The sequence below is a fragment of the Blastopirellula marina genome (genome assembly GCF_002967715.1).
GTDB classification, from domain to species: Bacteria; Planctomycetota; Planctomycetia; order Pirellulales; family Pirellulaceae; genus Bremerella; species Bremerella marina_B.
In genome coordinates this window covers 37,068-59,124 of sequence record NZ_PUIA01000068.1, presented here as the reverse complement: position 1 = coordinate 59,124, position 22,057 = coordinate 37,068, and the positions used below count along the sequence as shown (strand labels likewise).

Here is a 22,057-nt window from a genome sequence, read left to right as displayed (position 1 = left end):
GCACGCTGGACACAAATTCGGACGATGTGCTGACGTTGGGCGAGTACCGAAAAGGCCTGACAAGCAAAGACGAATGTGGAAACTCGGTTCAAGAACTTTTAACAGAACAGTGACGGTAGGCTGGCTCGCCACAAGTATCTCGGTTCCGACTCCGAAGCTAAGGGACACATCCCATGAAATATTTACTGCCTTTTCTCGCATTGCTTATTCCACTCACTGCGATTTCCGCCGAAGAACGAGTTGCTTCCAAGCCCAATATCGTGCTCTTTCTGGTGGACGACATGGGCTGGATGGATAGCACGCCCTACGGTTCGCAATACTATGAGACTCCCCACATGCAAGGACTGGCACTGCAGTCTATGCGATTTACGGATGCTTATGCGCTACCACTCTGCTCACCAACGCGAGCCTCGATTCTCAGTGGTCAATACTCTGCGAGACACGGCGTGACGTCCGCTTCTGGACATCAGCCTGCAGCCCCGCAAAATGCTTCCCCGTATCCCGAAAACGCCCCAGCAAACAGAAGGCTCATCTACGCCAACAGCCAGAACTACCTCGATCTCGATCTGCCCACACTTGCCGAAGTGTTGCAGCAGGCCGGCTATCGCACGGGGCACTTCGGCAAATGGCATCTGGGTTTGAGTCAGGAACACTGGCCGGATAAGCATGGCTTCGATATCGCCTTTCATGCTCAACCGAGTCCCGGCCCGCCAAGCTACTTCTCGCCCTACGGAGTTCACAAAGATGGCAGGCCTTCCGGACGGTATCATGTGGGGACGATCACAGATGGTCCCGACGGCGAGTACATTACCGATCGTCTAACCGACGAAGCGATTAAGTTTGTCGAGGCAAACAAGGATCGGCCATTCTTCCTTAACTTCTGGCACTATGGCGTTCACGGTCCCTGGGGGCACAAGGAAGAGTACACCGCGGAGTTTGCGAAGAAGACCGATCCCCGCGGACTGCAACGCAATCCAATCATGGCGTCTATGCTCAAGAGCGTGGACGAGAGTCTCGGGCGGTTAATAAATCGTCTGGATGAACTGGGCTTGGCGGACAATACGCTATTCATCTTCTATTCGGACAACGGCGGCAACGTTCACAGCCGCGCCTACGACGATAGCAAGATCGCGAATGTGAAAGAAGGCCATCCGCAGTTCGAAGCGATTCAGGATTGGCGAAAATGGGCCGGGGGCGAACCGCCGACGAACAACGCTCCACTACGAGAAGGAAAAGGACGCATCTACGAGGGAGGCCAACGAGTTCCATTGATGGTTCGCTGGCCAGGCCGAATCAAACCGGGCACCACCAGTGATGCAATCATGGGTCCAATCGACCTGTATCCAACGATTCTGGATGCAGTCGGTTTAGAGAAACCGCAGAATCACATCATCGACGGGGAATCCTTACTGCCGGTTCTCAAACAAACCGGCAACTTGAAGCGTGAAGCCTACTTCACCTGGTTCCCACACTTGGTCCCTGCTGTGTCAGTACGACAAGGCGATTATAAGCTCATCCGCCGTTTCGAATCGCATCCGAGCTATCCCGATTTGCACGAGCTTTACAACCTCAGAAAGGATATCGGTGAAACTCAGAATCTTGCGAAGCAGATGCCTGAAAAAGTCAAACAACTCGATTCCCTCATCGACCAGTTTGTGAAAGAGACCGGCGCACGATACCCCAAACCGAACCCGGCTTACACAGCGACGACCAAGACGGTGGATGCCACCGATGGACTTGTTGCACGGAGTTGTAAGCTCGTCAAAGCTGGTGGCGCGATTCAAGTGGTGGGAGATGGTCGGCTGCCGTTCCTTGGCACGGCTCGTGTCAAGCTAAGCGGTCCGCTCAAGTTGACCCTGATCGCTCGAAGTGAGTCGGGCGGCAAGGGACGCATAGATTGGAAAACCAACGGTCAAGATGACTTCCCGGAAACAGGTCAGACCACCATCTACGAACTCCCCGCAGGAGAATCGTGGCAGGAGGTCACCGTCGATCTCCCGATCACTGGTCAAACGCAGGTATTGCGGCTGTACTTGCCAGCGGATAAGTCCCCTGTGCAACTTCGTTCGATACGTTTTCAGGATGCTCAAGGGGGGGAGAAGGCCTGGGATTTTTCGGAGGTATCGCCATGACCATCGTCAGGCTACTTTCCCGAGTTGTGAACTCTTATGAAAAGGTCATCTCTCTTTTATTGCGAACACCGTCAGCCTAAACCCACTTAATCCCTGGTTTAGCAAATAGTGTTGAACCAGGGTTTTTCGTGCGCCCGTTGAGGCTGGGATATAAGTGGGGCGTTAATTGCTAGTGATGAATTTCTCGCTACCGGATTCTGCTAATTTCCGATGCAGAAAAGGGTTTCCGTGCCGCGTAACAGAAGGCGACCCGGAGCAGGCACGGGCGAGGCGATCACCGACTCTCGCATGTCGTTTTCGTGCAGCAGTTTAAAGCCATAGCGAATGTCAGCTACCAAGATGATGCCGTCTTCCCGTGGGGCGTATAGTGTGCCTCCGGCGATCAGCGGTGAACCATAGTAGCGTGCCCGATGTTTGGGAAGGTCTCCTTCCCAAATGGTTTTGCCGGTCTCGGGATCGAAACAGGTGACTTTGCCTTTATCCCCAACAAGATAGATCTGATCTTGATAGACGGCCGGCGAAGGTACAAAGGTACCGATGTCGTCTCGGTCCCACAAACGATTGGTTGCCGTGACATCTCCGGCTCCTGCGAGACGAACTCCATGCAGCCGAGGAATACCTCGATCGTTACGCCCATAGGCGATCACGGCGACATCACCCACCACGACAGGTGTGGCGATCGTGGGCCAAAGCTTGTTGCCTTCGGGGTTGAAGCCGCCACAACTCCAGACCAGATTTCCCGTTTTGGCGTGGTGGATTGTGAGGTGTTCGCCTCCCCAGGTGAGAAGCGACTCTTCGCCTTGAAAATCGATGACGACCGGGGTGGAATACCCGTGATCGCATTCCACCGGAGTTTCGTAGTTGCGCGCAACCTTCCACGCCAATTCGCCCGTGACTTTGTCAAATGCTGCCAGCCACGATTCGCCTTGGTGCATTCGAGCCATGACGACAAAGTTTTTTGTCAGCACCGGCGATGTCCCGTGATCCCAAAACAGCGTGTCCGGTCCATAACGCTCGACCAAGTTGGTTTTCCAGGCGGTCTTTCCTTGGAAATCGACGGCTGCCAGCGTGGCGCTCTTGAAGTAAACGAAAACATGCTCGCCGTCTGTGGTGGGTGAAGCATTGCAACCCGAGCCATTGCGATGCTTGCCGGGGTTTTCGCTGCCGAACTGAACATTCCATAACGGCTTTCCGTTGGCGTCTAGAGCGATCAGCGCGTCTTTGCCGTCGACCGGGGTGGTCGCATAAATCGTGTTTTGCCACACGATCGGGGTCGAACATCCTTTCCCGGAAAGCTCCGTTTTCCACAGCACATTCTCGGCGTTCCATTCAATCGGCAAACCGGCCAGCGACGAACTTCCCGTATCGTCTGGGCCCCGCCATTTCGGCCAATCGGCGAGTTCCTCGGCTGAGGCTATGCTTGCAGCGGGGATAATGACAGCGAGGGCGAACAGGGTAAGCAGGCGAATTGGCGGCATAGGAAGGCTTCTGCGTGGAAAGGGAGAAAAAGGTCGCGACCAACTGTCTGCATTCTGCAGGATGGACGGGGGAAGGTCAAACCGTCGAGTTACTCCGATGGCAAGGGGGCCTGAACGCTTGACATGAGGTAAGCAATCAGGTCACGGGTCTCGTTGTCACTCAGTTTTAGCAATTGACCTTCCGGCATCAGTGAGACTTGGCTCGTTCTCATCTCTTCGATTTCTTGTCGGTCGATCGTGACTGTTTCTTGCGGCGATCGGAGTGTGATCGTCCGCTCGTTCATCTGACTGATGACCCCGTTGAGCACGCGACCATCTTCCATCGCTACCAGGACGGTCCGGAAATCGGCTCCAACGCTCGCACTTGGATCGATGACATTCTCCAGAAGGTAGTCAAGATTCTTGCGATTAGAACCGGTCAGGTCGGGTCCCAACAGGGTACCTTGCCCGAAAAGTACATGGCAACTAGCGCAGGTTTTTTGAAACAACACGCGTCCCGCCGATAGATCGGCTTGCGATAATACGTCGGGCGATAGCTTCTCGCGATAGGCGTCGATCAGAGCTCGTTTCTCGACGGCACTTACACGCAAGTCTCCCCAGAGTCGGGTCAAGTCGAGCGTCAACGTTTCGTCTTCAAGCGAGGCGATCTGCCTGGCTTGAAATGCGGAAATTTCGCTTGCTAAAATTCTCTTCGCCTCCACCGCGTCAAGTAAAGCACGAGCGGAGTTGGGACGTGATACTAATGTTTGAATCATTTCACTTCGGGCAACGGCATCGAACTTGTCTGCCCGCTGTAAGATCTTCGCGGGAATTGTCGGATCGTCGTACTGCGTCAATCCCTTCAGGGCGTCGACAGTCATGCCCGGTTCGTCCAGGAGAGCCACCAACGTTGGGCTATAGTCGGTCGGTGGGCTTACCAACAGAGAACGAAGTGCGGATCGGCGAGCATCGGTCGGCAGCTCTTTGTCGATCACGATCGCGCGGATCTCATCCATTGCGCGGCCATCCCCAAACACGACGCTCAGGTTTTGCACCAGGGTACGTATCTCTTCGCTTGGCGATTGCCCAAACTTCTTGGCCGCTTCTCCCCAATGCGCGGGCGATGCAACTTTCTGCCATCCGCTTAGCCCCAGCGCAATTCCGCGTATGACACTATCTCCGTGGCGGCATTTTCCAGTCGTAGCCAATTGCAGCATGCGATCCACTGCAGCCGGTTCCCGCTCGATCTCTTGTGTCACGCGCCGCGCGATCAGTTCTGATAAGAGCGGCATCTCGGACGTCTCCACAAGCGCGATCGCTTTCGTTGGATCTCGTGGCACGGCTGGCTCAATCCCATACCAGACCATCAGTGGCAATCGCCCATCGGTGGCAAACTCTGGTCGAACGGCCAATTGCTCGGTGATCTCCCATCGTAGATCGACCGGCAATCGTTGCAACGTTGACGCCAAATGTAGCTGCACGATCCCAGACGGATCTTCAGCAGCCAGTTTCTTGAGCGTTTGCAGTGCTTCCGTGGACGGCACTTTGCCAGCCTGCGTTGTCAGATCGACAAAGAATTTGAGCGCAGATGCCCGCTCGTACTCATCTGTGGTGGCCAAGGCCGAAATCCACCACGCTTCGTCCGCCGCACCGGTCGTCGCAATTGTTTCCAGCAAGCGAATTCGTGCTATTGGCTCGCTGGTCTCTCGCAAACGTTCCTGTAGCAGATGATGAATGGCCGGCGATTCTTCCTCTGCTACGGCCCGCTGCGATAACAGACGCCGCGATTGTCGGGCCCACCATGTGTTACGATGCGCCAGAAGCGATACCAACTCGGCACTCGTTTTCTTTTTCAAATCGAACGCGGCGAGTGGTCTCTGTTCTCCGTAGGATAACTTGTAGATACGCCCGCTACCGTAGTGAACGCCATCGTGATCGTGGCATTCGCCGGTATCGCTCCAGTCGGCGATGAAGACGCTGCCGTCTGGTCCGGTGATCAATTCCATCCCTCGGTACCAGGGATCTTCTACAAAGCAAAAGTCAGGGCCGTGCGTCGCGACGTACCCTGCGCCATCTCGCTTGAGCAGATCGGTGTTGATTCGCCGACCATGTAAATTGAGCGTATAGACCCGGTCGCGATACTCGGCTGGCCAATTGTCCCCCTGGTAGATCATCAGCCCGATATGGGCGTGCCCACCTCCCGCTTCGCTCGTGCTGTCGGTTACCCCTTTGCGCACGTCGGACCAGCCTTCCCCTTCGTCCCAGTGAACGTGATCAGCGACCTGCTTAATCAATTGGTACGAATGAGGATTGATGTCGATACCGAACATCCGTTGCGTGTGGGCACCGGGAATCACTTGCCACAAATGCCCAATCACCGTGTTGATGACGAACATTTCTCCATGCGAATCAAAGTCGAATCCCCACGAGTTCGTCATACCGTGCATGACCGGTTCGGCGATCTCTCGCGTCGGATGGTAGCGCCATATTCCGGTGTTGATCGCAAAACACTGAGAGTCACTCGCTCCCGGTTTGCCGACCAGACTTGTACCTAAGATGCCATGCCGTCCGTAAAGCCAACCATCGGGGCCCCACTTCAGTCCATTGGCAGGCGTGTGCGATATGCTGCTTCCGTCGACAAAGCCATCCAGCACAACGACCGGGTCGCTATCGGGTACGTCGTCCCCGTCCTTATCAGGTATGAATAGTAACTGGGGAAGACAGATCGCCCAGATCCCTCCGTCTCCTACTTCGATACTGGTTAATTTGCTCGCCTGATCCCAGAAAATGGTCCGCTTCTCGAACGTCCCATCTCCATCGGCGTCTTCGAAAATCAAGATCCGATCGCGCACACCAGATTTGAACCCGCCGAATCCGCCCCCGGCCCAACTGAAGTTCTCGGCGACCCACAGCCTGCCTCGCTCGTCGAACGTCATCGCGATCGGGTTGCGGACATCCGGTTCCGCCGCAACCAACGAAAGACGAAACCCGGGAGGCAACTTCGTCTTGGAGATCACTTCGCTGGGGTCCATGGGCGTTTCGGCCGCCCGTTCGGTATTGGGAGGAACGGGAAACTCTTCACCGACCGACCAATCACCGAGCATGCTAAGACCTATGACGGCGATCAACGCTTGCATCGCAAATTTTATCATTTCTCTTTTCCGTGCGTATACGAAGTTATCCAAACTGATGCAAGCGAGCCTTTACTTCTGCGGAAAAAGCTCCATGAGCGCATCGGCGAAGATGCTGAGCCCCTCCGGCCCTGGATGATTAATACAGTTCACCATAAGCGTGTTGTATGGGATCCCTTGTCGCCAAAGTCTTCCATAGCGAAGGGACGCATCGGCGAGTGCTACCGGATGTCTGGCCGCGAATTCACGCAGCCCCTTCACGTAGGGACGCGGGTCTTGATCGATGTCATTCTGACGATCCAATCCCATCCAGTCGGGCCTTACATAGTGGGGCGTTAGAATGATCCACTCAGCACCAATTTCTTGAAAGTCGGCCAATAATTTGCCATAGCGATCTTCTACCATCTCGGGGTTCAGACCGGCGTCGTTGACAAACTCGCTAATGATCAGGTCCGGCTTGGCATTTAAAACGGTTTCTTGATAGTTGTGAGGCTGACCCGGTGGAACTGCCAGGTAGGAACCGGTTGTCCGGCCGCCCCAAGCTTCGGTCACCAGTTCAATTTTGGCTTGGGGAAATCGCTGCCGCAGTCGTGCGACAAATTGCTGCTGCCAGTGCTCTCGCTCTGGGTGGGCCAGGTAGGCACCTTCGGTTACGCTGTCTCCCCAAGCCAATATTCGCAGCGGCTCGCCGGATCGCAATTTGGCTAGTGCGCGAGGAATCTTCTGCTCCGCCTGCGAAAGAGTGGTCATTGCCGGCTCGGGATAAGCGGTTTCCATAATGGGAAACAGATTATTCTTGGTCAGCTGTTTGATTTGGCCCGGTATCCACACGTTTGCCAAACGGCGTTCCGACGCAGTAACCTGCGGAGCCATCGGTGTCTCGGCGGCCGGTTTGCCGGCTCGATATTCGAGTGTTCCCGCGCTGGTCAACACAATCGAGTCGATTCGCGAGAGGTAATGTTGGTAACTGATAAATACCGGGCTTCCCTCGGCTATTCGCCCACCGGCGATGCGACCGATCCCTCCCCAACGATCTTCAAATTCATAATCGCGGCCACGGACATATGTCTCGTCTGTCTTATTAGGGCCGCTCCGAACGACTACGCTTGCCGGATCCAATAAGTCTGGTGCCGTTAGCGATTCGGAGATCAGCGCCGTTAAGCGAGCCCCGCGACGATACTGTGGCCCCGCCGGATCGTAGATTGGCAAACTTTCATGACGTTCGGCCGTTACCGTAAATAGTTCTGGCCGATCTACCGCCACCAACGCCGAGACTTTCGGAGCGTTCTCCCCGGCAGCGACGTTGACCTGTACTGCCCAGTCTCCGCTCAATTGAATGTGGGCCGCAGGCTCGGCGGCTGTAGCAACGGACGTCGCCAATCCACTGACTAATAGCGCCAACACATAGGTACGAAGCACGGCGATTCTCCTGAATGAAATGCAAGATTCTGAGCGAATCGGGGTAGGAGCCGGGATTTTCTCGGCTGTGGTGCGAAATGCTAATCTGGCGGGCGATGTCAAATATAGACTAAGTCTGACGAGGGTCTATTAGGTAATTTCGAGAGCCTATCTCCGACAACACGATCCTAGTTAATAGTGCGGACATGTTAAGATAATGCTTAACACACACACGCTTGGAAATCTAGTTGATTGCGTCGGCAAGTTTTTGGTAATAATGTTCCACCGCAGTCCTGCTTGTGCGAGCACTTCGGTATTTGGCGACGGATTCAATTTCTCAAGTCGAGTGCTATGCACTCTGATCGCCCAAGTCTTACGATCGTTGGCCGTAATGCACAAACTATTGGACGTTCGCCTGCGGTACTCGCAGACGCTGCAAGAGTCAGGTTTCGATCTTACGTTTCAGACGGCTAAGCAGGTCTTAGTCTATGAGTTGAAAGATGCATACGAAGTATCGAGACTCACAAGCCCGATTGCCACATAAAGGCCGGGGTTAGAGATGTTGACTCCAACGCCGGGAAGGGGCATGTCAGTCCGCTGCAAGCGTAACGATCGCTGAGTGTGCCCCATAAGGAGAGTGAAAATGAGCGAGAGTCAGGCAGTTTGCGAAAGCATTCTAGTTAGTCGTATGCAAAGCGAAGAACACGGTTGTTGTAGCTGTCGGCGATATAGAGCCAGCCATCTTTCACCCTAACACCGTGGGGCCGCGCCAATTTTGATGTCAATGGATCGTCCGTAAGGACAGTCCCTTGACTCTCAGGAGTTCCCGCCAGAAGTTCAATCAGTCTGGTCTCCGGATCGTAGCGGCGTATCACGTGATTCTCTGTATCCGCGATGATCACGCGAGTCTTCGGGTCAATCGTTAGATGTTTCGGGCCGTTCATCGTCGCCTCGATCGCCTGACCGCCGTCTCCGGAATAACCTTTCTTTCCGGACGCATTCACCACGGTACGGATGCGACCATTCGTATCCACCACTGCAAGTGAGTGCCCGCCGCGCGAGAGGATATAAACATTGCCTTTCTGATCTGCCAGCACTGCTCGTGGATCGTTGAGCGAGGCCTGCGCGGCCAAGGCACCATCCTCTGGTGCGGCGTTTTTACCATTCCCGGCAAAGGTGTCGATTCGGCCTGTTACCATGTCCACGACACGGATCCGACGGTTGGCCAGATCGACCAGATACAAGCGTTTGAAATCTGGACTGAAGGAGATCGAGAAGATGCCGCCCAATTTGGCCCCGACCGCCGGACCTCCGTCTCCGGAATAACCTTTCACGCCAGTTCCCGCGACTGTCGAGAGTTGGCCTGTCGCCATGTCTAGTTTTCGCACGCGGTAGTTGTGGGTATCGGCAATGTACAGGTTCCCTTTCGGTCCGAGCACAATGTCATGCATCTCGGTGAATGTGGCCTTCAGCGGATCGGGCTCTTCCCGCGCACGTTCGGGACCTTTTTTAATGTCTGTACCGGGATCGCCAGCAATGAAGCTTAGTTTCCCGTCCGGAGCAATCTGGAATACGCGGTGAGGAGCCATATACTCGACACCGTAGATCTGCCCGGCATCATCGACGGCCACACTGAAGGGAGCGAACAGGTTCCCTTTGTTCAGAGGTTCAACGGCCTGTAGTGATGCGCCGCAGAAGGGTGTTGCCAGTAAACAAAGCGTGAAGAGGGTTCGCATATATTTCCTTTAACTGATAATTCAAATGACCCTTGCTCAAATAAACTGACAGAAACACGGGAGCTAGGGTCAATCTCGATATAGTAAATCGTAACCGAATTCATTTTCCCAGTCGGCTATCGCAGGGGCGTATACAGAATACGTGAGGGTGGCATCGGTTATCCAACACGTCGCTCAGTCATTACATTGTTCTCTTGGGGCTCACGGATTTATTTTCCTCTGGACGCTTGACCGCAGATCGGTTTGAATCGTATTTGCATAAGCCTTATCCTTAAAACGAGTTAGAGAATGGCTTGTGAGGTAGGCATCGCCAATGGCAAAGTGTGCACATCCATGCCCATGTTGTTCAGCCACCCCGGATTCGCCATAAATACTCGTATGATCGGCTTGGTGATTCAAGCGGTTCAAAACGTCTCTAGTTTCCGCGATTCTCATCGATTGCAACACCGAATTGGTGCTGCTTACATCGAAGCTTTACCGTATCCCTGTTAATACCTTGGATCTCCCTAATGAAGAACACATTCATCGCCACGTTCGCGTTTATTCTGGTGGCCTTCAGCATGCAATCAAACTTTGTCAGCTCTGCGGCGGATGCGGCCGAAACGCCGTTATTGGATCGGGAACTCTTTTTTGGGAACCCGCAGATTTCTGGCGGTCAATTGAGTCCCGACGGTAAGTTCATCTCGTTTATGAAACCTTATCAGGGAATCATGAATGTGTGGGTCAAGGAGTTCGCGGAGCCATTCGAGAAGGCTCGCCCACTGACCGATAGCAAGCGCCCTTTGTACGGGTATACGTGGACCGAAGATGGCAAGTACATCCTGTTCGTGAAAGACTCTGGTGGCGACGAGAATATGAATCTGTTCGCCGTCGATCCTCGTGCGAAACCGGAGGAGGGCAAAGAGACCCCAAGCTCGCGCAATCTGACGCCGATGGAAGATGTCACCGCGCGAATCATGCACGCTAGTCAGAATAATCCCGACCTCCTGTGGGTGGGCTTGAATGACCGAGACAAGGCTTGGCACGATCTTTATCAACTTGAGATTTCAACCGGCAAGTTGACGTTGATCTATCAAAACAAGGAACGCATCACCGGTTACGATTTCGACTGGGACGACAACCTTCGCCTGCTCAGTCGAACTGACCCAGCAGGCAACACGACGTTGCTGCGAAAAGAGGGTGACGACCTGGTACCGATTTACGAGACTCTTGTCACGGAGAATGCAGGCGTAAGTGGTTGGGATGCCAAGAACGAGAACTTTTACCTGGTCACCAACAAAGGTGATCTCGACCTGATGACTTTGTTCAAGATGAATCCTGAAACGAAGGAACAGGAACTGTTGGAAAGCGATCCTGATAAGTCCGTTGACTTCGGCGGATTACAGTTGGACCGCAACACCCGCGAGATCATCTCCACTTCGTACACTGATGAGAAGACTCGCTATTACTGGCGAAACAAAACGTGGGAAGCCAACTACAAGTTTCTGCAGGAGCAATTTCCCGGGCGTGAAATTGCTTTCCAGAGTTCGACCAAAGACTACAGCAAATTCTTGATCGCGGTACATGGCGACAAATATGCTGCTGAAGCTTGGTACTTCGACGCGAAAACGCGTGAACTCATTTATCAATACACACCGCGTCCCGAACTCAAAGAGGTGGAAAAGTACCTCGCACCGATGACTTCGATTCGCTACACCAGCAGCGATGGATTGGAGATCCCGGCCTATCTGACACTTCCCACTGGCGTAGAACCGAAGAATTTACCACTTATTGTGCTGGTACACGGCGGGCCAAAAGGGCCTCGCGATTCCTGGGGATACAACGCGCAGGTTCAGTTTCTCGCCAACCGTGGTTACGCTGTATTGCAGCCGAACTTTCGTGCCAGCGGCGGTTACGGCAAGAAGTTTCTCAATGCGGGTGACATGCAATGGGGGAAACTGATGCAAGATGACATCACCTGGGGTGTGAAACACTTGATCAAGGAAGGCATCGCGGATAAGGACCGCGTGGCCATCATGGGTGGCAGCTACGGCGGGTACGCCACGTTAGCGGGTCTCGCGTTCACGCCTGAGCTTTATGCGTGTGGTGTCGACATCGTAGGACCGAGCAATATCTTCACGTTGCTCGATTCGATTCCTCCCTACTGGGAGGCCGGGCGTGCTTTCCTATATGGCATGGTCGGAGACCCTGCCACCGAAGAGGGAAAACAGCGAATCAGAGAAGCAAGTCCGCTCTTCAGTGCCGATAAGATTTCAAGGCCACTATTAATTGTCCAGGGTGCAAACGATCCGAGAGTGAAACAGGCTGAAGCTGATCAGATTGCCATTGCACTTCGCGATCGAGGCCATGAGGTCAGCTACTTGTTAGCGGATGATGAGGGGCATGGCTTCGCAAATCCTGTTAACCGCATGGCGATGTATGCTGCGATTGAGGCCTTCTTGGCCGATCAAATCGGCGGGCGATTTCAAGCCGAGATGCCGGCTGATGTTGCAAAACGACTCGAAGAACTTCGTGTCGACGTGACGAAGTTGACGTATGAAGCTGGCGAGAAATGACCTTGGTCTAGCCAAGTTGTATTGCCTGAGCTTGAATACTAGCGGCCTTGCGTGAATATAGTTGCGGCTGAAGAAGGCCTGTTCCCACGCAAGAGGGCAGGTCGTCTGTCCGGCAGGAACTCATTGGCGGTTCAGTGGGGGCCTTTCATGAACACCCACTCGACATGCATGTTAGTGTCGAGTGGATCTCGGTTTCCATGAGCCTAGAATTCGCGCAGCATGACTTCCGAGCTAAGAATAGCGGCATCCTTCGAGTCTTGAGATGAATCCTAAAAGCTCACTACGGGAATTCCGATTTATCCACCGTGGGCCATGGCAAGACGGTCAGGTCTGGACTAATACTCACGGATGAAGCTGACAACCTCATCCACAAGTGGAGATTTCAATGAAGCTAGGAATGACTTTCTTAGTGCCTTTGACCACTGTATGGGCACGAACTGCCGTTGTGCTGACGGTTATGTTTTGTGCTCATCAAGCGCTGGCAGGCGATCGCCCTAATTTTCTGGTCATCATTGCGGATGATATGGGATACTCAGATGCTGGTTGCTATGGCGGCGAGATCGAGACTCCGAATTTAGATCAACTTGCCGCGGGCGGGCTTCGCTTCACTCAGTTTTATAACACGGCTCGCTGTTGGCCAACGCGATCAGCATTGGTTACCGGCTACTATCCACAGCAAATCAGACGCGACGGGTTGCCAGGTGCCCCGAAGGATTTTGGCGGGCGAGGTAAGCGTCCGGAGTGGGCTAAGACGATTGCCGATTATCTGAAGTCGGCAGGCTACCGCACTTATCACTCGGGGAAATGGCATATCGACGGTGAACCTACGAAGCATGGGTTTGACCGCTCTGATCAGACAACACGAGGTCCTGGGTTCTTTGAAACGATTAAAAAGAAGACGCGTGACCCAGAGTACTACGAAACCATTCATACGGCAGACTTCGCTATTGATTGCTTAAAGGATCATGCGGCGAACTTCTCTGATAAGCCATTTTTCGCCTACGTGGCTTTTCGTGCTCCTCATTTTCCGCTTCACGCTTTGCCTGAAGACATTGCCCGCTATCGCGACCGATACACACAAGGTTGGGATGTCTTGCGTAAGCAGCGTCACCAGCGACAACAGGAGCTAGGGCTGAATGCCGCCGATTTGTCGGCAACAGAACCCAATGTGGGTCCACCTTATGCGTTTCCTGAACACATCAAGCAACTTGGTTCTGGGGAAGTCAATCGTCCTTTGCCATGGGATGAATTGACTCCTGATCAGCAGCAGTTCCAAGCTGCAAAGATGGCGATTCATGCCGCGATGATCGACCGCATGGACCGTTCCATCGGTCGCATTTGCGACCAATTGAACGCTATGGACGAAATGGACAATACTTTCATTTGCTTTCTCTCCGATAACGGGGCAAGCGCGGAGATTATGGTCCGAGGTGACGGCCATGATCCCGCTGCGGCGATGGGTTCGGCCGAGACATATCTGTGCTTGGGCCCAGGCTTCTCGAGTGCAGCTAACACTCCATTTCGCCGTCATAAGACTTGGGTTCACGAAGGAGGAATCTCGACACCATTCATTGTTCACTGGCCTAAGGGGATCAAGGCAAAGAGTGAATGGCGTTCGACTGTTGGACACGTGATTGACATCGCTCCTACCATCCTCGACCTCGCCGACATCAAGGTCGAACAATCACAAGGTCCCCCGATGAGTGGGAAGAGCCTGAAGCCAGCTTTCAGCTCGGACGGGGTTGTTGTTCATGATGAACTGTGGTTCTACCACGAAGGCAACCGGGCTTTACGGCAGGGGAACTGGAAGATTGTATTCGCCGACGATTCAAATGCGGGAAGGCGGGGAGTCGACAAGGAAGATGCCACCGATGTCACGTGGTGTTTGTATGACCTTTCGACGGATCGGGCCGAGCAACATGACCTGTCAGAAGCGGAGCCTGAGCGAGTCAAAGCGATGGCAACCCGTTGGGACAAGCTGAGAAGCCAGTTCTTAAGTCAGGCAACGCAGAACTAAATCTTGTGAACATCAGCCACGAAATGGGCAGGGTCGAGAGCTCGAACACGGACGAGTCCAACTGTTAGGATATGTCATTCGATACGACCATGCGATCGTTGGTAGCTACAAAGTGCTTACCTGAGGTCTACCGAGAACGAAGGGTTGCCTGCCACCGGCAATAGAGCCGTCGCCTGACGACGCTGCCAACGATAAGCGCCACCCCCTGGGTAGAATGCGATGCCAAGATAGGCATCGACGGTGCCGGTGTCGGCGGGGGTGATGAAGTTGGCCTCGCCATACAGGGCCAGGTAATTGTTTAAGGGGGCTTGAAAGTCAGCACCGTAAACGAAGACTTCTCCGGTAGCAGGACTGCTTCCAAGGGCTGCATTGTTTTGATGGTGCGGTTCCGAACCACCCAGCCAAAACGTTGTTTGAACGCCTGACTCCCACCAATGTCGCCAAAAAAGGCGACCTTGTCCCAACGGCCGCAAGTTAACAGACGTCATCCCCCAGGTCGCGTCAGAACCCATGACCGGCAACATTCCAACAAAGCCAAGCTCGTCATTTGTCCCTAGTTCATAGCTGAGTATCCCACGAACCTGTCCAAGCGTTACTACATCGTAGTCATCTTGGTAGAGATGATCGTAGACCACACCCATGTTCCAACCGGATGGACTTCTTTGAAAGATCCCAGCGGTGATGAAGCTTTGGGTGCGACTCGACGAACCTTCGAGTGCTTCAGTAACCGAAACGGCATGATCGGTCTGGGACACTGCTGTTCCGATTTGGAAGCCGACACCTGAGTCTTCCCATACTGGGATTCCCCAATTGGCATGAATTCGTCCGCCAAACTGCGCATTAACGCCGAAATCTTGTGGCTGCTTAGATCCGTCGAGCCCAGCGAAAATCTCCAATCCGTCATACCATGAAGAGCAATGTGACGATTGGTAAACTTCACAATTCCCGGCCACGAAGAGACAGTCGTCAGGCCATGCATCGGCAAGGTCTTGGCCGGCACTAACCATCGGAACCAATGCGACAAACAGGAGAGAAGTCAAGAGGTTGGAAAGAATGGTTGAAAACATTCGGCCATTAGTTCTATGGAAAGTACATTTTGCGAAAGTCTACTTTGAGCGACAAAGCCGATTTCGAGCATCGCTGAACTAGCAAAATCGTTCAGGAATTTCATCGGACAATGGTGCGATTGTCTCTGCTAACGATCCACTTTCCGCTATAGAGTGCGTGCCTGTTTCAAGCGGCACAATCGACCGAACTCGACCCCTCTTACGACAGGGCGAGGAGGGCTTTTTAAGGCCGTTGTGCCGCTTTGGTGGGGGATGATGATTGCAAGGCAGGGGGCTATAGGACTTTGATTATGCTCGAATCTTTAGGCACTAACGCCTTCATAGGGCTGACTGATCCGGGTTGCCGGCAGGCCGACAAGCGTAATAGGGCAGGTGACCTATAGTTCATGCGACTTACTACAACCCTAATGCCAACGTTTGTCGCTCACAACGGTTAAGAACTAACCCATGGCAGATGATTCGCTCGACAAGACTGGAGTGATTCCAGGTAACGCCATCATTCCCGATCCTTCTTGGGCTACCGGGTTAACAAGGCTGTGCGCTGGCAGCGAGGCTCAACCTACAACTCAGATCGAGCCGAGTCCGGAGGTTATGCCTGATTTGGGACCAAGATATCGCTTGGTTCGAAAATTAGGGCAAGGCGGAATGGGTTCCGTCTACCTCGGGATCAACGTTGAATCGGATGAACAGTTCGCCATTAAGACGCTTCCTGCCGACGCGACAATGGACGAGCAAACACAACAGAGATTCCAAAAGGAGATTCGCCTACTTTCGGAGGTGCACCATCCGAACGTTGCTAACCTGGTCGACATCGGCCAGCAAGGTCGAACGAGTTACTTGGTGATGGAACTCGTGGAAGGGGCAGATCTCAAATACGTTCTAGAAAATCATGGTTGTCTGCCGGAAAGAATGGCCCTGCAAATCATTCGCGAGGTTTGCATAGGCGTGGAAGCGGCACATCAGAATGGAATTATTCATAGAGATCTCAAGCCAGCGAATATCCTGCTTTCGGCTTTACGCATCGGTGACGAATCTCCAGCTCGAGCCGTGTTGGCTGCAATTGAAACTGGAAACCTGCCGTCGATCAAGGTAACGGATTTCGGCCTTGCCCGGCATGTCGATCAAGGGGCGTCGCTTCAGCTAACGCAGACAGCTACCATGCTCGGTACTCCGTATTACATTGCCCCGGAGCAATGTACTGAGCAAGGCAGATTGTCGCCAAGTGCCGACGTCTATTCACTCGGTATTACGCTGTTTGAATTGCTGACCGGAAAGCCACCCTTTGTGGCGGATGATCCGATAAAGCTTATTTCGATGCACTGCTTTGACGAAGCGCCTGAATTGGCCAGGCTGAATCCAGAAATTAGCGATCGTACATCTCGACTGGTTCACAAGACGCTTCAGAAGAGTCCGGATTTCCGCTTTGTCGACGCGACTCACCTGCGTGAAGAGATAGATCAGATTCTCAATGGAGGCGTCGATTCGAACTCGATTCACCCGGTATTGCCGAAGACCAAAGGTCGCCTATTTGAAGCGGAATGGCAATGGGATCTTGATGGCAGTTCGGAAGATCTCTGGCCGCTCGTTTCAAATACGGAACGTGTGAATGCTTCGGTAGGTCTACCGCCGGTCGAGTACGAAACTCGCCGTGATGAGCAAGGTCGAAAACACCGTTTCGGCTCCTTCAAACTTGGCTTCACAAGATTGACGTGGGAGGAGCACCCATTCGAATGGGTCGAAGGTCGGCGTCTTAGTGTTCTCAGGGAATTCGAAAATGGTCCATTCCTTTGGTTTGTCAGCCATGTCGAATTGATGGCAAATGCCCAGGGCGGAAGTCGCCTGACACATCGAGTTAAGATTGCTCCACGCGGTTGGCTGGGGTGGCTATTGGCCTACGTTGAGGTCAATATCAAAGGTCGCAAGCCACTCGACAAAGTTTATCGACGGATAAACGAAATGGTGATGGGGCGGTTGCAAGGAGGTAAGGCGATTGATCCCTATCTCCCTCCTCAACGCATCTCGACCAATTCTCGTAAGCGTTTGGATGCAGTGCGAGCCAAATTGATCTCGGAGCAAATTGATACGAATTGCCTGGAGGCTTTGCTGGATTATGTCATTCTTGCGCCTGCCCAGGAGTTGGCGCGGATTCGCCCCAGGCGACTAGCTGAGCAACTCGATATGGATGCCGATGCCTTTGCGGCGACTTGCCTGGCGGCATGCAGCGCTGGTTTGCTCGAGTTGCATTGGGATATTCTGTGCCCTGTGTGCCGTGTGGCCTCAGAGATTCGGGACACGCTTAAGGAGATAGAACGTCACGCACATTGCGAATCGTGTGAACACGATTTTGACGTCGATCTTGGGAAGACCGTCGAATTAGTGTTTCGCATCCATCCCGAGTTTCGAGTAGCGGATCTTAAGACCTATTGTGTTGGCGGTCCAGAACACGCACCGCACGTTGTGGCGCAGGTCCGAATGGACGCGGGAGAAGTGTTGGAGATCGACTGCCATTTGACGCCCGGCTCGTATATCGTGCGGAGCTCACAGTTAAGTTATACCATTAACATTGTGGCAGACCCGCAGACGGGTTCCAGTCGGACGCTCATCGACTTGAACCACTGTGAAGGGACTCGTCGTCCGATTCGAGTTCTTGCAGGCCGCCAGATCGTTCAGCTCAGCAACCAGCACGCAGAAAGCATCGTGGTTCGTTTGGAGCGATCCGCGTCTCGCCGCGATGCTATTACGGCGGCGGAAGCCCAGAAATTACCCCGTTTTCGCGAGCTGTTTCCAGGCGAGAAAATCAGCCGCGAGCGACTTTCAAACGTTTCCAATTGCGCCTTGATAGCCGTTAGGGTGAATAACATCGTTGAGATGTTTGAAACGCTGGGCGACTTGACGACGTGTGAAACAATCGAAAACGCATTCGACGCAATTCGCTCGACGCTATCAAGCTACGATGCCGAAGTCATCAAAGAGGCGGATGATCGGATCATTGCCCGCTTCCCCACGGTTTCATCTGCCATAAACGCCGCATACGAACTCCATAGTGCATTCGACGTAAATAGTTCCAATCAGCAGGCCAAGATTCAAATCGCGGTACATCGCGGTGTGGCGATGTCCACCAGCTTCAACGGCCGCGTAAGCTATGTTGGCAAATCGATTTCATACTTGAGCCAGCTATTGGACTGCGCATCGGGTAGTCGATGGGTCATCTCCGAAGAAATCGCTCAAGACGAAGACTGTGTTGATGTCTTGAACGGATCACAACTTCGATTGAGAAAGTTGCTTGGTGGCGAGGCAAACGCCGTGTATGAAGTGTCCGCAGAGTAAATCATCGAGTTAGAGACTTTAAGCTGAGAAATCAAAATGCATTCGTCGGCGATTGATCCCAATTCTATTGTTATCGACCCAGGTTACGAGACGCAGCAACTAGTTGCGCAAGGGAATCTCCGCAGCGCTGAACTAGATCGCTCGCTACATGGATGGGCGTTTGAAGGCTGTTTGCCGGGGCACAGCGTGATCGCGACAACTCCCCTTCGGAGTAGTCTTGTGTCTATCGGGCGTGACCCTCAAGCGGACATTTGTGTGGCTTCACCAAATGTTTCCAAACGACATGGACAAATTGAAATTAGGAATGACCAGGTTCGGCTATCCGATCTGGGAAGTACGAATGGGACATTCGTAAACGGCCACCGGATTCAGGGAACCATCGCACTCAAGGAACTGGACCTTGTCCAGTTCGCGGACGTTGAGTTGCGGCTAATCAAAACAAAAGCCGCCGTTGTGGACCGAACGGCCGTCGAGACGCGTCCTGAACATCGCTGGTCCTTGTCGAGCATGCACAAAGTCATTGCTGGAAACTGCATGGCTACCTGTTTTCAGCCAATCGTCGATGCCAACTCGCAGCATTCGATTGGCTACGAAGCTCTCGTGCGTGCAACGGTCGATGGCCTTGAATCCCCAATGGTATTGTTTGATCAGGCCGAGAAGCTAGGCGTGGAAAGGAAGCTTAGTGAAGTCTGTCGGTTAAGGGCATTAGAGACGATCGACGAGGCATCCGCCAAGGGAACCTTGTTTTTGAACACGCATCCGAACGAGACCTTAGAAGCAGATCTACTGAGTTCAATCAAGAATCTCCGCGAAAGATCACCTGGTCGGCAAATCGTCATTGAAATCCATGAAAAAGCGATCACTCACCTGAGCTTGTTGCGGGAGTTTGCCGCAGCGCTTCGTGATATGGAGGTTCAACTGGCTTTTGACGATTTCGGTGCGGGGCAATCCCGGTTGGTCGAACTCTGTGAGGTCTCGCCGGACATCCTTAAATTCGATCGCTCATTGATTCGCGGACTCGCTCAAGATGCTCGCAATTTCAAACTTGTCGCGAGTCTGCATGAGTCGGCACGACAGTTGAATATCCGAACGCTTGCCGAGGGAGTCGAGACTCCGGAAGAAGTTGCAGCGTGCATGGAGATTGGATTCGACCTGTATCAGGGCTATGCGTTTGGAAAACCCCAGTCGATCGTGGAAGTCGTGAACAAAGATGCGTAAGGAATGTCTTCCGGAGTACGGCCTCAATTGGCAGAAAGATTGTTTTGCTGGCAGATGTCAATCGTTTGAGACATCAGATGAGGTTTGGTCGCGTTGAGATTGGTCAAGACGGACTCATAGTTCGCAGTGTCTAGAGACGACGTTGCTTTCTAAATTGGGTTGGGGTCATTCCTAACTCCCGTTTGAAAAGATCATACATTCGCATGGCGGAACCGAACCCTGTGTCTCGGGCGATGTTTTTCAGCGAACGATTGCTCTGAACGAGTTCTCGCTTGGCACGCTCTAGGCGGACTCTGCGTATGGTAGCTGCGATGGGTTGATTCAAGATCTTTCGAAATCGATTTTGCAAGGTCCGTGTTTCCACGCTTAGTGCCCTGGCAACGTCGTCTTGTCCAATTCGACGATGGCTATTCGATGCAATAAAAGACAAAGCGGCAGCGATCAAATCATCTTCGGTAATATGGAAGTCCGTCGACTCTCGGACGACCAGTCCTTGAGGCGGTATATATACCGTGTTTCGAGGCAACTGCTCACCGTTCATCAAACGATGCAAATGCCTGGCTGCTTCATATCCCACGCGTTCGTATCCCATCTCCATGCTCGTGATGGAAGGACTGGGGCTTTCGCAGAGCGTCTCCTCATTGCGACCGGCAATCATCGCGACATCCTCAGGAACTCGCCAGCCTCGTTCCTTGCATTTCTGAACGACGATTCGCCCAACGCTATCAGCCCCGACAAAAGTACCGATTGGTAGTTCCCACTGATCCATCCAGGCCGTAATTATTTGATTGAAGGTCCGCCATTGGGGCAACGAGTCTGAGAATAGACGCGACATCCAGGCAACCTCGCAGGCATAGCCTTTGGCACGGATCGTTTCGGCGAACGAATGCAATTCAAGATAGTCCGCGGAGTCTCGGCGGGTACCGAGAACAGCAAAGTTGCGTAGTCCACGGGCAAGCAGATGCTCGGCTCGTAATCTTCCGGACGCTTGATAATCAGGGTAGACGCTGGGAAGCTCATCACGCAGCGGCGAACTACTCCACACGTTCACTAAGGGGACTTGCAGTTTCTCGCATCGCAGGGCAAGCGACTTAGTTGCCCTGGCAATTACGCCATCGTACGGACTCGCCGTCCTGCGACGTGGCGGCAGCGAAGCGAGTGCGTACTCATCAATGACAGACTCCCAGCCTTGTTCGTCGAAGTATTGCTGTGTTCCAGCATATACGCTGGCATGACGTTTATATGCCCAGTTGAGCTCTAGAACGAGGGCCACCCGACGAGTCGTGCCAGCCATAGGTATTCCTAAAAACGAGGATGTTTTTCCTGAAAACAAGGTTAAGAGCTATTAATATTAGCCTAGGGATGGTCTTCGGTGCCGCGGAATCCGTTGGTTTGTTCACGATCACTCCAAATTTGTCCATACGCTTCGATCTGACAACTTTCGATCCCTGCCGGCCGGTCTTCTCGATTCGATGCCCGGTGGAGGGGAATGCAGAGCTCGGTTGGTACGTTCTCTTATTCCACTTTATTGAATTGAGAAACGAATACGAAAGTGATTGAGGGGATAAGTACAAACGCTATGAGATTGTGAAATGGCTGGGTTCGCTATTGGTCCGAAAAAAGCCTGGTACAAGCGTTCACCCTTCCTGTATCGCAAGCACGATCAAGGATTCACACAACTTTGGCTTGAGCAACCCGAATACAAAACGTTGTGGTTCTAGAGGCTTTCAATTCAGTGGGCTCAATTCGTGTGTGTAAATACTTCGGTTCAAAATATTTGTGGACAGCATTTGCTACTGGACCTGTGGCAGACGCCTGGGGTCCTACCGAATGTTGGGAGATCGATAAGACGGTCGAGCGGCGGGAGAGTTTTGAGCGAGAAGAGAATGATCCTTGCTCAAAATATGCCGCTTAGGACTGCGTTGCATGATTGGCGAGGTTTGGGGCAGACCTCGCCGATCACTGCATCGCTCGTTTCATTTAATGGAAACAGCAGGTCTACCGTTTCTTCGCAGTGTT

At 53.1% G+C, this 22,057-nt stretch carries 11 protein-coding genes; 5 read left to right on the top strand and 6 right to left on the bottom strand.

The genetic code is table 11. The annotated features are described in order from the left end of the window. Positions 1–173: 173 nt before the first annotated feature. Positions 174–2,132, top strand: coding sequence for a sulfatase (locus C5Y96_RS20250; protein ID WP_105357144.1), 1,959 nt, complete (start codon positions 174–176; stop codon positions 2,130–2,132). Between the two features lie 200 nt (positions 2,133–2,332). On the opposite strand, the gene C5Y96_RS20245 is transcribed toward C5Y96_RS20250, so the two are convergent. The 4 genes from C5Y96_RS20245 to C5Y96_RS20230 form a co-directional block, all read right to left on the bottom strand. Then, positions 2,333–3,610, bottom strand: coding sequence for a PQQ-binding-like beta-propeller repeat protein (locus C5Y96_RS20245; RefSeq protein ID WP_105357142.1), 1,278 nt, complete (start codon positions 3,608–3,610; stop codon positions 2,333–2,335). An 89-nt stretch (positions 3,611–3,699) separates the two neighbouring features. Further along, a complete protein-coding gene (locus tag C5Y96_RS20240) occupies positions 3,700–6,741 on the bottom strand; it encodes a PVC-type heme-binding CxxCH protein (protein ID WP_105357140.1) in 3,042 nt (1,013 codons plus the stop codon). A gap of 51 nt (positions 6,742–6,792) precedes the next feature. Then, positions 6,793–8,139 carry an SGNH/GDSL hydrolase family protein gene (locus tag C5Y96_RS20235; RefSeq protein ID WP_105357137.1) on the bottom strand — a complete coding sequence of 449 codons (1,347 nt, stop codon included), beginning with the start codon at positions 8,137–8,139 and terminating at the stop codon, positions 6,793–6,795. Positions 8,140–8,798: 659 nt separating this feature from the next. Further along, on the bottom strand, positions 8,799–9,854 hold the full coding sequence (locus C5Y96_RS20230; RefSeq protein WP_105357135.1) for a hypothetical protein: 1,056 nt from the start codon (positions 9,852–9,854) through the stop codon (positions 8,799–8,801). 509 nt (positions 9,855–10,363) lie between these two features. On the opposite strand from C5Y96_RS20230, the gene C5Y96_RS20225 reads away from it, so the two are divergent. Both C5Y96_RS20225 and C5Y96_RS20220 read left to right on the top strand, forming a co-directional pair. Continuing rightward, on the top strand, positions 10,364–12,409 hold the full coding sequence (locus tag C5Y96_RS20225; RefSeq protein ID WP_105357133.1) for a S9 family peptidase: 2,046 nt from the start codon (positions 10,364–10,366) through the stop codon (positions 12,407–12,409). Positions 12,410–12,866: 457 nt separating this feature from the next. Further along, positions 12,867–14,426, top strand: coding sequence for an arylsulfatase (locus C5Y96_RS20220; protein ID WP_199188751.1), 1,560 nt, complete (start codon positions 12,867–12,869; stop codon positions 14,424–14,426). A 116-nt stretch (positions 14,427–14,542) separates the two neighbouring features. Here the strand turns inward: C5Y96_RS20220 and C5Y96_RS20215 are convergent, their stop codons facing one another. Further along, a complete protein-coding gene (locus C5Y96_RS20215) occupies positions 14,543–15,433 on the bottom strand; it encodes a DUF6666 family protein (protein WP_315850662.1) in 891 nt (296 codons plus the stop codon). A 507-nt stretch (positions 15,434–15,940) separates the two neighbouring features. Between C5Y96_RS20215 and C5Y96_RS20210 the strand changes: the two genes are divergently transcribed. After that, the gene (locus C5Y96_RS20210; protein WP_105357130.1) at positions 15,941–18,820 is read left to right on the top strand and encodes a protein kinase domain-containing protein; all 2,880 of its coding nucleotides are present in this window, start codon (positions 15,941–15,943) and stop codon (positions 18,818–18,820) included. Positions 18,821–18,856: 36 nt separating this feature from the next. Further along, positions 18,857–20,038 (top strand): EAL domain-containing protein, encoded by a 1,182-nt coding sequence (locus tag C5Y96_RS20205; protein WP_105357128.1) that lies wholly within the window; start codon positions 18,857–18,859, stop codon positions 20,036–20,038. Positions 20,039–20,168: 130 nt separating this feature from the next. Here C5Y96_RS20205 and C5Y96_RS20200 read toward each other — a convergent pair whose 3' ends face one another. Next, entirely contained in the window at positions 20,169–21,332 is a 1,164-nt protein-coding gene (locus C5Y96_RS20200; protein ID WP_105357126.1) for a substrate-binding domain-containing protein, read from the bottom strand. Between the last annotated feature and the right edge of the window lie 725 nt (positions 21,333–22,057).